Source organism: Bacillus coahuilensis m4-4 (assembly GCF_000171615.1).
GTDB classification, from domain to species: Bacteria; Bacillota; Bacilli; order Bacillales; family Bacillaceae_K; genus Bacillus_T; species Bacillus_T coahuilensis.
Genome location: NZ_ABFU01000022.1, coordinates 1 through 12,947 on the forward strand (window position 1 = coordinate 1; position 12,947 = coordinate 12,947).

At 33.5% G+C, this 12,947-nt stretch carries 11 protein-coding genes and 3 pseudogenes; 11 read left to right on the forward strand and 3 right to left on the reverse strand.

The annotated features are described in order from the left end of the window. Positions 1 to 297: 297 nt before the first annotated feature. Positions 298 to 1,640, forward strand: a pseudogene (locus M44_RS28740) (TrkH family potassium uptake protein). 42 nt (positions 1,641 to 1,682) lie between these two features. After that, positions 1,683 to 1,841 (forward strand): hypothetical protein, encoded by a 159-nt coding sequence (locus M44_RS27490; RefSeq protein ID WP_010171635.1) that lies wholly within the window; start codon positions 1,683 to 1,685, stop codon positions 1,839 to 1,841. 142 nt (positions 1,842 to 1,983) lie between these two features. On the opposite strand, the pseudogene M44_RS20615 reads toward M44_RS27490, so the two are convergent. Continuing rightward, positions 1,984 to 3,758: pseudogene (locus M44_RS20615) on the reverse strand (B12-binding domain-containing radical SAM protein). 262 nt (positions 3,759 to 4,020) lie between these two features. On the opposite strand from M44_RS20615, the gene M44_RS24800 reads away from it, so the two are divergent. The 4 genes from M44_RS24800 (at position 4,021) to M44_RS20625 (ending at position 6,965) form a co-directional block, all read left to right on the forward strand. Then, the gene (locus M44_RS24800) at positions 4,021 to 4,965 is read left to right on the forward strand and encodes a PAS domain S-box protein (protein ID WP_050770918.1); all 945 of its coding nucleotides are present in this window, start codon (positions 4,021 to 4,023) and stop codon (positions 4,963 to 4,965) included. 16 nt (positions 4,966 to 4,981) lie between these two features. Then, positions 4,982 to 6,142 carry a PAS domain-containing sensor histidine kinase gene (locus M44_RS24805; protein ID WP_050770919.1) on the forward strand — a complete coding sequence of 387 codons (1,161 nt, stop codon included), beginning with the start codon at positions 4,982 to 4,984 and terminating at the stop codon, positions 6,140 to 6,142. A 4-nt stretch (positions 6,143 to 6,146) separates the two neighbouring features. Continuing rightward, the gene (locus M44_RS05460) at positions 6,147 to 6,587 is read left to right on the forward strand and encodes a methylated-DNA--[protein]-cysteine S-methyltransferase (RefSeq protein WP_010171641.1); all 441 of its coding nucleotides are present in this window, start codon (positions 6,147 to 6,149) and stop codon (positions 6,585 to 6,587) included. A 168-nt stretch (positions 6,588 to 6,755) separates the two neighbouring features. Beyond that, positions 6,756 to 6,965 carry an aspartyl-phosphate phosphatase Spo0E family protein gene (locus M44_RS20625; RefSeq protein WP_010171643.1) on the forward strand — a complete coding sequence of 70 codons (210 nt, stop codon included), beginning with the start codon at positions 6,756 to 6,758 and terminating at the stop codon, positions 6,963 to 6,965. Positions 6,966 to 6,979: 14 nt separating this feature from the next. Here M44_RS20625 and M44_RS20630 read toward each other — a convergent pair whose 3' ends face one another. Then, positions 6,980 to 8,449, reverse strand: a complete 1,470-nt coding sequence (locus tag M44_RS20630; RefSeq protein ID WP_059282469.1) for an ATP-binding protein — start codon at positions 8,447 to 8,449, stop codon at positions 6,980 to 6,982. 161 nt (positions 8,450 to 8,610) lie between these two features. Here M44_RS20630 and M44_RS05475 point away from each other — a divergent pair, with 161 nt between their 5' ends. The 4 genes and pseudogenes from M44_RS05475 to M44_RS20640 all read left to right on the forward strand — a co-directional run bounded on the left by M44_RS05475 (position 8,611) and on the right by M44_RS20640 (position 12,098). Then, entirely contained in the window at positions 8,611 to 9,069 is a 459-nt protein-coding gene (locus M44_RS05475; protein WP_010171647.1) for a MarR family winged helix-turn-helix transcriptional regulator, read from the forward strand. A 122-nt stretch (positions 9,070 to 9,191) separates the two neighbouring features. Next, positions 9,192 to 9,542, forward strand: coding sequence for a hypothetical protein (locus M44_RS29310; protein ID WP_337444038.1), 351 nt, complete (start codon positions 9,192 to 9,194; stop codon positions 9,540 to 9,542). Positions 9,543 to 9,579: 37 nt separating this feature from the next. Next, positions 9,580 to 10,887 (forward strand): annotated as a pseudogene (locus M44_RS20635) (M3 family oligoendopeptidase); the annotation flags it as partial. Between the two features lie 149 nt (positions 10,888 to 11,036). After that, entirely contained in the window at positions 11,037 to 12,098 is a 1,062-nt protein-coding gene (locus tag M44_RS20640) for a YkvI family membrane protein (protein WP_010171649.1), read from the forward strand. On the opposite strand, the gene M44_RS05490 is transcribed toward M44_RS20640, so the two are convergent. Further along, positions 12,093 to 12,701 carry a CPBP family intramembrane glutamic endopeptidase gene (locus M44_RS05490; protein ID WP_010171651.1) on the reverse strand — a complete coding sequence of 203 codons (609 nt, stop codon included), beginning with the start codon at positions 12,699 to 12,701 and terminating at the stop codon, positions 12,093 to 12,095. The two genes, M44_RS20640 and M44_RS05490, sit on opposite strands and share 6 nt — an antisense overlap. A gap of 127 nt (positions 12,702 to 12,828) precedes the next feature. Here M44_RS05490 and M44_RS27875 point away from each other — a divergent pair, with 127 nt between their 5' ends. After that, positions 12,829 to 12,939: a DUF6254 family protein gene (locus tag M44_RS27875; protein ID WP_010171653.1), complete on the forward strand. Its 111-nt coding sequence runs from the start codon at positions 12,829 to 12,831 to the stop codon at positions 12,937 to 12,939. Positions 12,940 to 12,947: the final 8 nt, after the last annotated feature.

Consider the following 12,947-nt stretch of genomic DNA (forward strand, 5'->3'; position numbering starts at 1 on the left):
CTTTGCCTTTTGGAAGGTCACCACTATGTCTCGAAGGGCTAGCCGCTGAAGCTAGACATGAAGAAAAGCGGAGTCGACTGTTTAGGGGCGTATGGATTGGAGGGGTTGTCATCAATATAAAGGAAACAAAATAACTAATTACTTTCAGATGCCTTACATACAACATTAATACACTCCAAAACGTCATGGAAGAAGGTTTTATTATAGAAATTACAACATAGTACTTTCATTCTTGTCCAAGATTCTTTAAGATAAAGATGACTATGGAAGGAAAGGGTATTGAATGTTGAGAAAAGAATATTTTTTGGATTTAAATTTACACCTGCCCAACTAATTGGGACCTATTATTTTATTGCTATAACAGTTTCAACCATTTTACTAAGTTTACCATTTGCCCATCAAGAAGGGGTAGACCTTTCCTTTATAGATGTATTGTTTACTGGAGTAAGCGCAATTAGTGTTACGGGACTCACAGTAATTAATACAGCCGAAACGTTTAATACAGTAGGTATTATTATTCTAATGTTAATCCTTCAAGTTGGAGGAATTGGGGTAATGACCTTGGGAACATTTATATGGGTAATTTTCGGTAAAAGATTGGGTTAAAAGAACGAAGATTGATCATGACGGATCAAAATTTAACTTCATTGTCAGGACTTGTTAAGATACTAAAAGAAATTTTATGGTTGATTATTATTATTGAACTAGTTGGATCGATTATTTTGAGTATCTATTTTTTGACGTACTTCCAACTTGGCAGGAAGCTGTAATTAATGGAATTTTTGCATCGGTTACGGCAACAACAAATGCAGGATTTGACATTACCGGTCAATCTCTAATTCCATTTGCTGAAGATTACTTTGTTCAATTTATTGTCATTTTATTAATGATTTTAGGAGCTATTGGCTTTCCAGTATTAATCGAGGTAAAGTCATATTTAATAAACAGAGATGTGGGGACAAAAAATGCAAGGTTTTCTCTTTTTGCCAAAGTCACCTCTATCACGTTTTTTATCCTTTTAGTTGTTGGTACCATTCTCATTTATTTATTAGAACTAAATGGCTTTTTTAAAGAAATGTCTTGGCATAAAGCGTTTTTTTTATGCATTATTTCACTCAGCATCCACTAAAAGCGGTGGTCTCTCAACTATGGATGTCAGTGTGTTATCAGAGCCGACCTTACTGGTTATCAGTGGGTTAATGTTTATAGGGGCTTCACCTAGTTCAGTAGGAGGCGGAATCAGGACAACAACCCTTGCTTTAAATATTTTATTCTTGTTCCATTTTTCTAGAGGAAGAAAAGATATTAAAATTTTCAAACGAGAAATTCATCAAGAGGATATTTTTAAGAGTCTAGTCGTTACTACGTTTGCTTTAATGCTTTGTTTTACTGCCATTATAGTGTTGTCCATTTCTGAAGATCATGCTCTTATAGAAATTCTTTTTGAGGTATGTTCTGCTTTCGGAACAACAGGTTTATCGATGGGGATAACTCCTGAGATGAGTACCTTTGGTAAGGTAGTTCTGATGATATTAATGTTTATCGGACGTGTAGGAATTTTATCTTTCTTATTTATTATAGGAGGAAAAGAAAAAAGAGTCATGTACCACTACCCTAAAGAGCGTATTATCATTGGCTGATGGGTACACTATTCCTATCAAACGATAGGAAGTGAATGGGTCATGGCGAAAAGAAAAGCAGAACACAATGCAGCAGAGAAAGTGAACACAACACCAAAGAAAAACCTTCAAGAAACAAAAGATTTTTCAGCTGAATTTGCTGCGGATGAAAATGTTGCAAAACGTGCCAACCGAAATAGCAAAAAAGGTAAACAGTCATGAAAAACAAACAAACAACCGAAATAACTAATCAAGGTCATGTAGAATATGGCATGGAATTTGGTGACATAAATGCTGTAAAACAGTACGAAGTCTCGCACAATACCAAAAAGAAGGATAACAAGAAAAAGGAGTAGCTGCATAGCTATTCCTTTTTTGTCGTATTTAAATTTTCAGCAGGTAGATTAAAAAATTGTACAGTATGACTCGTAGGGTCGAAATACGTGATCATATAAGTTGAGGCATTTACAATTTCTTTCTTCTCTAAATAATGTTGTAAATCAAAACTCATTTTCTCAACAATTGTATGCTTATTTAACTCTTTTCCGTTAACTTTAATGCAGGGGCTAAAGGTTCTGGTTCATTTTTAGAATTTAATATACTGAGATAGACGCTTTGCTGCTCTTCTTTAGAAAGAATCTCTGAGGACCACGACTTTCTTGGTTTATTGTTTTTGATTGGCAAAATAATCATAGGTCATTAAGTCTTTAATTATTGAGAGGGAACCAGTATTTCTGGTCTCTAAAAATTCATAAAGTCGTATAAATAAATCTTCAAGCTGATGACCGATACGTGACCATCCAGCTGCTTCCCAGTACATTCCAAATTCTTGGAAAAAGTCAAAAGGAGTGTTGAATTCATGAGTCACAATGTATTCAATCGTTTCATCCATTCTATGGTCATTCCAATATTTTTCTAATACGTCTTCAACTTGTTTAATTCTGGCTACTTCTGAAAAGCTTAAAACCCTATTGCTTAACATTTCATAAGGAGCGTGATCCATATAAACATAGCCGAAGTCTTCTGACCTAACTCTTAAACCAGTGCCTCTTAGTAATTTTAAAAACCCTAGTTGTAGCTCTTCAGGACGTAAAGCAAATACGTCATTAAATGTTTTCCTGAATGAATTATAATCTTCTTCTGGAAGTCCAGCAATTAAATCAAGGTGTTGATCAATTTTCTTTCCTTGTTTCACCATTGTGACAGTTCGGGTCAATTTGTCCCAGTTTTGCTTTCTCATGACTAAATCATTGGTTTCATCGTTTGTTGATTGGACACCTATTTCAAATCGAAATAGTCCGTTAGGAGCATGATCATTTAAAAACTGAATGACTTCTGGTCTCATAATATCTGCAGTAATTTCAAATTGAAACACTGTTCCAGGTTTGTGTTCATCAATTAAAAATTGAAACATTTCCATCGCATAGCTTCTACTAATATTGAACGTTCTATCAACAAATTTAATTGTTTTTGCACCGTTTTCCATTAAATAGCGAATATCCTCTTTTACTTTTTCTCGATCAAAGTAACGCACGCCTACCTCAATGGAAGATAGACAAAATTGACATCTAAAAGGACAACCTCTACTCGTTTCGATATAAATTACACGTTTTGAAAGATGAGGTAGATCTTCTTTAAAACGGAAAGGAGAAGGTAATTCACGTAAATCTAACTTATTGCTTTGAGGGTTCAACTTTGATATTTGTTCATTTGTTCTGTATGCTAAGCCTGGAATAGTTGAAACATCTTCTTGTATTTTTTATTGCGTTTAATAACTGCTTAAATGATAGCTCACCTTCACCAATAATAATATAATCTACATCAGGTATCCGTTCTAACCAGTAATTCACATCGTACGTAACCTCCGGGCCCCCAAGAACAATGATTACATTCGGCATTAATTTTTTTAATCATGGAAATGACACGAATGATTTCTTCTATATTCCATATATAACAGCTAAAACCTAACACATCAGGTTGCTTGTGAAAAAGATCAGTCACAATGTTCATGCTAGGGTCTTTAATTGTATATTCACTTAATTGAACTTCAAATTCTGGTGCTGCGTAACTTTTTAGGTATCGTATCGCTAAATTGGTATGAATATATTTAGCGTTTAGTGTACTAAGTACAACGTTCATTCTCATTCTCCTTATCATTAACATCAAACTATTATTGTATAGAATAATAGAGAATTTCTCAACCTTTACAATAATTAACCAAAGAAATAGTGAAGGAATAGTCTGTTAATTGTCAGATTATTGACCTTTTTCAAATGTAAAGAAGGAATTTGACATCTTTTATCCGAATCTAATTGGTAGGATGCTTTTTTAAATTATTCTAAACACTATAACTTTAACTTTACTATACATATTTACACTTTATTGTAAAGGAGGAATTTCGATGGCAGAACCAAGTCTAAAGGAATCATTATTCCAACCGCTGCTAGATTTAATTCGTCAAAACACGAGGCCCATGTGTGTGACGGATTTACACTATAACATTCTTTCTACGAATAAATCGTTCGCTAACCTTCTTCAAAGTGAAGAAGGAGCATTATTAAATACACGGCCGATACTCCCTCTAAAATTGCTTGCTCATTCAGAGAACAATGCCCCTCAAGAAGAGCAAGGTGTTGAATGGTTTATAGACACAAGGAGTTCATCCAATAATTCTTTTATGGTGAAAAGCCAGTGTTATCAAAGTTTATCTCTACAGATATTAACCATCCTAGAAGATGAAGAGTTAGTAAATGGAATAACAGATCAAAAATTATTAAAAAATATCTTTCAGCATGCTACTGAAAGCATAGTATTATTTTCCCTAGAAGGAAAAATAATTGATGTAAATCAATCATTCCTTCGGTTTGTGAATAAGGTTAGGGAAGATATTATCTATTTGAATTTAAGAAATTTTGTGAACAAAGGGGAACAAGAACATTTACTAAAGATCAAAGAATCGATACTTGAAAATGAACCACTTATTGGTGAAATGCCAGTAGTGGTTAAGGACACAACAAAGACCATTCAATATTCGCTTACACCAAGTATCTATGATGGAATTCATATGGTTGTATTTAAAGATGTAACAGAAAATCGACAAATGGAAATAAAGTTAAAAAGGAGCGAAGAGCTCTTTAAAGAACTTTTTGAAGAGGCGATTGATGGCATCGTTTTATGGAAGAATGATGGTACGGTCATACGAGCGAACCGTTCAGCTCTGAAGATTTTTGAGAGTACGGAAAAAGAAATGCTTTCTAAAAATATAAAGGACTTTGTTTATCCTAGTTCCATTCAAAAATTTCATCTCGTGATGGATGAATTAAAAAAACAATGGTGCTGTTCGTGATGAACTGTTATTTTTGATGCCAAATTGCCAGCTGAAGCAGTTAGAGTTCACTGCAAAGCTGCACTCTGTCGATCAATACAATATGATGATTGTAAGGAATGTAAGTGAAAGATATCACATCCTACAAGAATTAAGAAGAAGTGAAGAACGTTTCAGGAAAATTTTTGAGGGAACATTTGATGGAATGATTATAAGTGATCATGATTTAAGGGTTGTAGATATTAATCCAATAGCGTGTGGTATTTTATCCTTGAATAAAGATTTGGTTTTAGGAAGAGATATAAGAACGATTATGAATCTCCCAAAAAAGTTACAGGATCGATTTAATCGGTATCTATCTTATTTAAAAGAAGAAGGCCAAGGAAATATCACACTAGAAGTACCGGATTCTAGAGATAAAACGAGATTTATTGAAATATCATCTAAATATAAAGTATTAAGTAATCTTAATTTAACGGTTATTAGAAACATAACGGAGCAAGTCGAAATGCAAGAACAGCTAAGAAAATCTGATACACTAAGCGTGGTTGGAGAGCTCGCAGCTGGAATTGCTCACGAAATTAGAAACCCAATGACTGCATTAAAAGGGTTCATTCAGTTATTAGAAAATAGCATGCAAGAAGACCATTCCATGTATTTTCATGTGATAAAATCAGAACTACAGCGTATTGAAAGCATTATAACTGAGTTCCTTATTTTAGCAAAGCCTCAAGCAGTACAATATCAAGATTCTAATTTAGAAAAAATCGTGCAGGAAACAGTTGAGCTATTAAATGCTCAAGCCTTACTTCATAATGTCCAAATCATTATCCACTGTGATAAAGATTTACCTAAAATTTATGCTGAACCTAATCAATTGAAACAAGTATTTATCAATATAATAAAAAATGCAATAGAGGTGATGCCAAGTGGTGGAGAAGTTGTCCTATCTTTAACGAAAGAGAAAGATAATGAAGTGAAAATATCGATTAAGGATACCGGTGCAGGCATACCTAAAAATAAGATTAAAAAATTGGGCGAACCTTTTTATACAACAAAAGAAAGAGGAACTGGTTTAGGCTTAATGGTGAGCTTTAAGATTATTAGAGAACACAACGGTACTATAGAGGTTGATAGTATTGAGAATGAAGGTACAACCTTTCATATTAGACTTCCAGTTCACCATGAAAAGAGGTAAGTGAATGGAACAATTACAAATCGAATCACCTATAGGCTTTCTGGAGATTACAGAAGAAAATGGGTTGCTAAAAAAAATAGAATATATAGATGTTCCTAATGAAGAGTTAAAGGAAACGAATAATTTAGTACTGCAAGAAGCAAAAACGCAAATTTTGGAATACTTAGAAGGGAAGAGAAGATCTTTTACAGTACCATATAAGTCTGAAGGAACCTCATTTCAACAAAGTGTATGGACAACACTTCTTTCTGTTCCGTATGGGGAAACGGTTTCGTATCAAGATATTGCAGTTATGATGAACAAGCCGAAAAGTGTAAGAGCTGTTGGTCAAGCCAGTCGCCGCAACCCACTACCTCTCCTTATACCCTGCCATCGTGTAATAGGCAAAAACAAGTCATTAGTCGGTTACGCTGGAGATAAGGTGGATAAAAACAATTCCTGCTAGAATTAAGAAAAAAAATAAAAAAAGTAAGCAGTTTCAATTTGTTGAACTGCTACTTTTTTGTCGATTATGATTAAGATATGAGTGAATATTGTCTAGTTTTGCGATTGAATTTACATTCAGGTAAAAGATTTCTATACTAGGTAAGTAATGTGATGAGGCTGTATAATTATGATGAATGAATTCAATCAGCCTTCAAAAAAGGAGAAAAATAGCGTGCGAATTCAATTGAAAACAAACGAAACACATACTCTTGACTTCCTAGTACAAATAAAAAGAAAAGAAATGATCTATCATGGTCTAAATCATGGACTGTCTCATCCTAGGACTATCCGTCTTAGTCAAGAACTAGATATACTGTTAAACCAATATGGTATTTAGTATAAGGACGTTTACTATGGTGAGGGGAGTAATATCGTTACTTCAGTCCACTCATTTTCTTTACTTGCAATTGAAATCTGACCATTAATAGATTCAATTATTCTTTTACATACAGGTAACCCTAAACCTGTTCCTTCACTTTTAGAAGTAAAAAAAGGATCAAATAACTTTGGTACATTTTCTTCATTTATACCAGATCCTGTATCCCTTATTTTTATTTCTATCCATTCTCCTTTACTTGATAATTTAATGTGTAGGAGTCCTCCTTCTTCCATTGCTTCTAATCCATTTTTCGATAAATTAAGAAGGACTTGCTTCATTTGGTCTGATGACATTTTTACAAGGAGCGGTCTTGTAGGAAATTCATAAGAATAATGTACATTATAAAGATTTGCTTCTGATTGAATAATGGGTGTAATTTCAATTAGTACATCACGTAAGTCACTTATCTTTAAAGACACACCAGATGGTTTGCCAAGCATTAAAAATTCACCAACTATATCGTTAATTCTATTAATTTCTTTATAGATGATAGAGAAGTACATGTCATCAGCTTTATCGTTATATTTCTCATTTAATAGTTGAATAAGCCCCTTTATACCTGTTAATGGATTTCTGATTTCATGGGCAATACTTGCAGAGAACTGTCCTATTAATTCAAGTTTTTGGGCATTGTTTTCCTTTTTCTCAACATCTGACAATGCCTGAAGACTCTTATATTTTCTAACCAGGTATAAGACATGAAGAAAGATATATACGCCAATTAATAATAGTATTAATTCTAATAGAAGCCTTATAAGCCATTGATCATCAGAGTAGACTGTCATCTTCCAAGGGATGAAATCTAATTCCACTTCATTACTAAAAGTAAGCGACAGGTGCTTTGTAGTTGATAGTGTTGGATATGTATATCTAGTAGATAAAGATTGAATTTGAATAGAATCATTCATAGGTAAGGTTTTTATATAGTCAGATAATTCTTTTACAGGTACGATTCCAATTAAAACCTCTTTATTGCTTAACGGAATTGTCATCAATATGAGTTCTTCATTTTGAGCGAATAATGGGGTTAATGTATAGGTTTGAGTCACGTTCTTAGCCGCTTTTATAAGCTCTATTGATAGTGCTGGATCTTCAATTTTCTTATAAGAATCTTTAATATTTCCCGATGTGTCCAAGTAAATCAAGTTGGAAAGATGATGGTCTAAATGATTCTGTAGAGAAAGTAAGGATGATAATTCAGTATCTTCCATCTTAGTTAGCGAATGAACCATACTTAGGGATGTGAGAAGATTTAGGTCTTCATAGAAAAACTGCTCAATTTTCATTTGATAAATAGTACTATTGCTCTCTAAATGTTGCATTGCTTCTATTTTCATGTAGTGAAATCGAATGATGGAATAAAGTAAGAGAATGATTAAAAGTGGGAAAAGAACACTTTTCATATAAGTAGGGAATTTAATAGGAGATGAATGGTTCTTCATAAATAGCTCCTTCGACATATTTCTACTCTTTTCTTTCATTATACTTGTTTTATTGTTCGTTATGAAGAATTTTTTCATTTTAGTACATATTATGTAGATTGACCTATGGAAATAATTTACCTATAATGAATTCAATTGGTTAAGGTAAGGAATGATGTCGTATGAGTATACAAGAAGGATTATCTCCACAAGAGCAATCTCTCAAACTATTTATTGTGTTATCGAGAGCATTTAAGGTTATCAGTGAAAAGTCTAATTCAGGTATTTCATCATTTGGTTTAAATCCTACTGAATTTGCTGTTTTAGAGCTTTTGTATCATAAAGGAAAACAGCCTTTACAGCAGATTGGCGAGAAAATCTTACTTGCTTCTGGAAGTATTACGTATGTTGTCGATAAATTAGAGAAAAAAGGGTACCTAGAAAGAGTTTCCTGCCCAAATGACAGAAGAGTGACCTATGCGGAAATTACAGAATCAGGAAATAAATTCATTGGTGATATTTTTCCTGCACATGTTGATATGCTTCATGAGGTAATGAGTGTTTTGTCACCTGAAGAAAAAGATGAGGCCATAGCTCTATTAAAGAAGTTAGGGTTATCGATAAGAGATTTATCCTATTAATAAACCAGTCTAACGTTCAACTACTATTATGATGAAAATAGTAGTACAATGACGTTAGGTCTTTTTTTGTACATAAATGAATTTTTTACATGCATTCAAAAAAATTAAACAGGAGGAAAACGATGAAATTTTCAGAGTATACGTACGAACGCCCCAATATGGAAGAAATATCTAAAAAATTTGCAGAATATTTAAACAAAATGACAGAGGCACAGATGGTAGAAGAAGTTAAAGAATCCATTCATTTAATAAATGAGCTTCGTAACGATTTTGGCACAATGTACAATATATGTTATATACGACATTCCATTAATACAGCAGATGAATTTTTTCAAACAGAACAAGACTATATGGATGAAATTGAACCAGAGATAGAGGCACTAGTCTCGAGGTACTATCATGAATTAGTAACTTCTTCATTTAGAAAACAGCTGGAAATGGAATGGGGAGAACAGCTTTTTTTCTTTAGCTGAAGCGAAATTAAAGACCTATTCAGATGAGGTTCTTCCATTATTAAAAGAGGAGAATCGATTAAGTTCAAAATATACTAAACTTATTTCTTCGGCAAAAATAGATTTTGATGGAAATACATACACCTTAGCACAATTAGCACCTTTTTCAGAATCAAAGGATCAGGAGATTAGGAAAGCGGCCATTAAAGCTAGCTCTTCATTTTTTCAACAAAACGAAGTAGACTTTGATCAAATTTTCGATGATTTAGTAATTGTGCGTACCAAAATAGCCAAAGCTCTAGGTTTTTCATCTTTTGTTGAGTTAGGTTACTACAGAATGATGAGAACAGACTACACTGCCGACATGGTAAAAGTATTTAGAGAAGAAGTGAAAAAGCATGTAGTACCGATTGTCTCTTCGTTAAAAGAAAAACAAAGAAGTCGTATTGGATTGGATAAATTAAATTACTATGATGAGGCTTTCCAATTTAAAAGTGGGAATTCAGCTCCAAAAGGGGACCCAAGTTGGATTATTAGTAATGGTAAAGATATGTATGGTCAACTATCCAGGGAAACGGGTGAATTTTTTGACATTCTCGTAGAGAATGAACTACTTGATGTGGAAGCAAAAAAAGGAAAAGCACCGGGAGGGTATTGTACGTACATCGAAAATTATCAAGTTCCTTATATTTTTTCGAATTTTAACGGTACAGCTGGGGACATAGATGTATTAACTCATGAAGCTGGTCATGCTTTTCAAGTGTATCGCTCAAGACACTTTACCATTCCAGAATACAATTGGCCGACGTATGAAGCATGTGAAATTCATTCTATGAGTATGGAGTTTTTTACTTGGCCATGGATGGAAAAATTTTTTAAAGAAGACAAGGAAAAATATTATTATTCTCACTTGACTAGTGGCCTTATATTTTTACCATACGGTGTGTTAGTAGATGAATTCCAACATGAAGTGTATGAAAATCCAGAATGGTCAAAAGAAGAACGAAAAGCATGTTGGAGGAGATTAGAGAAGCAGTATCTTCCTCATAGAAATTACGGTGATGATTCTTATTTAGAAGGAGGAGGGTATTGGCATAGACAGACTCATATATTTAATAGTCCTTTTTACTACATTGATTATACACTAGCTCAAGTTTGTGCTTACCAATACTGGGATTGGAGTCAAAGGGACTTTGATGCTGCATGGAGGTCCTATTTACATATATGCGACCTTGGTGGTTCAAAATCTTTCACTAATCTAGTGGAGGAAGCCAATTTATCCTCTCCTTTTGAAGAAAATGCATTGAAAAGTATTATGAAACCAATTGAAGATTGGTTACAATCAATAGATGATTCCACTTTATAAATAAAGCACGAAAGATCAAGGGATTGAAATTGTCCTTTGATCTTTTTTGTCTTTGTACTATGTTATTACTACGTACTCCTCTTTATAGTCATAAGTTTTCTAGCTTGTACATACCCATGTAAAGACTAGTTGGGGAAGAAGGTGTCCATGTGAATAAATGGAGTAGTGCCTTTCAAGTTGCTGCTGTATATGTAGGGACAGTTGTTGGTGCTGGATTTGCAACGGGTAAAGAAGCGGTTGAATTCTTTACTCAATATGGCTTTTTAGGCTTGATAGGAATCTTAGTAAGTGGATATTTATTTATTCATCTAGGGACGAAAATGATGATGATTAGTATGGATATTCAGGCAGAATCCTATGAAGACTTACAGAGATATATTTTTGGTGAAAAGCTTGGTCATTTCGTAAATGTATTTGTTCTGATCATGTTACTAGGGGTATCGGCAGTTATGTTGTCTGGTTCTGGAGCTGTGTTTGAAGAACAATTACATTTACCAAAGCAACTAGGCGTGTTGCTGACGGTCTTTGTGGGGATCTTTGTCATTTTACTAGGGACAAGAGGCCTTTTTCTGGTGAATTCATTTGTTGTACCATTAATGATTGTCTTTAATCTTGGAATTTTATCTATTTCATTAATGAATCTAGAAGATCCTACCATCTTTCTTCGTGTGCCGGAAGTACAAAGCATATGGAAACTTCTTTTTGCACCTTTCGCTTATACTGCCTTCAATTTAGCCATGGCTCAAGGAGTGCTAGTTCCAATTGCTTCCAAAATTAATGATCGATCCATTATTAAACTAGGGGCATTTATGGGAGGACTTGTTTTAACACTTATTTTGTTATCCATTCATTTTTCTCTTTCCACACTACCTGATGTAAAGGAATATGAAATTCCAATGGGAATCATCATGATGAAAATTGGTGGTACTTTCTTTTGGTTGTATGTCATGATTATTTATAGCGAGATTTTCACATCAGTTATTGCAGGAGTATTTGGAATACAAAAACAGTTAGAAGCATACATGCCTAACAAAACCATTCCAATCCTTTTGGTGATTTTTTCCACCATTTATAGCATCAGTTTTTTTGATTATAGCGAATTGCTTTCTCGATTATATCCACTATTTGGTCACATTTGCTTAATATATATCCTTGCGTTGTGGTTAAAAAATCGTGAAAAAAGGCGCCATAGAAGGCACCTTTTTTCATAGAAACGTAACCAATAATAAGGTAAAGGAATAATGAGCGAGTAAACTAGCTTTAATTTGGTGAAAGTATTCATAAATATAACCGAATGTCATACTACCTAAAAAAGCAGCAAACATCCAAATGGGCTCATCGCTATATACAAATAACGAAGCAAAAATGATACTAGTAAACAAAATAGCAAGATGATCATTTACATATTTTCGCAAAAGATTTTGTATAAACCCTCTACAAAGATACTCTTCACCTGGAATGAACAGTAATAGGAGTAAAATATATTCAACTATATGGTTTGGGCCATAAACAGCCACTATGTTTTGAATATTCTTTTCTAACCCTGAATCGAGAAATTGGATAGCCGTAAATCCTAACTTAAAGAAAAGAAATAATACACCACCGAGTAGAACACTATAAAAAGCTGAAGATGAAGAAAATGTATGATCCGTTTTTTCTGGTTCATTAGTAAAATAATACAAAGTAAATCCTAATAAGGTTACTGCTGAAAAAACATAGTAAAATATATCTTTATCCATAAAGGTATACATCATCAACACATGAATGACAAGTACGCTTACTATTAACTGTAAAAGTGTAAAATATTTTTTCATTGTGGTCTCCTTAAAAAATCATAGGATTTATTGTAACAAAGTTTGTTTGTAGAATCCAATCTTTCTATTACAAGAAGGAGTAAAATCCACGAAAGTTGTCATCCTATTAGTAAAGGGGGAAAGGAATTTGACAAAATCAAAACATGAAAAAGAGCGTCAATGGAATGTTCGAAAACAAGATCAAAAGCCTCATGGGAAAGTAAAATCATTAAAAGAGCTATCTAATGAGAAATTATAAGAAAAGCC

Bases quoted from the DNA above. Each gene is read 5' to 3' on its own strand.
- M44_RS05460 (WP_010171641.1), top strand. From the start codon at position 6,147: ATGGAACAATTACAAATCGAATCACCTATAGGCTTTCTGGAGATTACA.
- M44_RS05475 (WP_010171647.1), top strand. From the start codon at position 8,611: ATGAGTATACAAGAAGGATTATCTCCACAAGAGCAATCTCTCAAACTA.
- M44_RS20630 (WP_059282469.1), bottom strand. From the start codon at position 8,449: ATGAAGAACCATTCATCTCCTATTAAATTCCCTACTTATATGAAAAGT.
- M44_RS05490 (WP_010171651.1), bottom strand. From the start codon at position 12,701: ATGAAAAAATATTTTACACTTTTACAGTTAATAGTAAGCGTACTTGTC.
- M44_RS20625 (WP_010171643.1), top strand. From the start codon at position 6,756: ATGATGAATGAATTCAATCAGCCTTCAAAAAAGGAGAAAAATAGCGTG.
- M44_RS29310 (WP_337444038.1), top strand. From the start codon at position 9,192: ATGAAATTTTCAGAGTATACGTACGAACGCCCCAATATGGAAGAAATA.
- M44_RS27490 (WP_010171635.1), top strand. From the start codon at position 1,683: ATGGCGAAAAGAAAAGCAGAACACAATGCAGCAGAGAAAGTGAACACA.
- M44_RS24800 (WP_050770918.1), top strand. From the start codon at position 4,021: ATGGCAGAACCAAGTCTAAAGGAATCATTATTCCAACCGCTGCTAGAT.
- M44_RS24805 (WP_050770919.1), top strand. From the start codon at position 4,982: ATGCCAAATTGCCAGCTGAAGCAGTTAGAGTTCACTGCAAAGCTGCAC.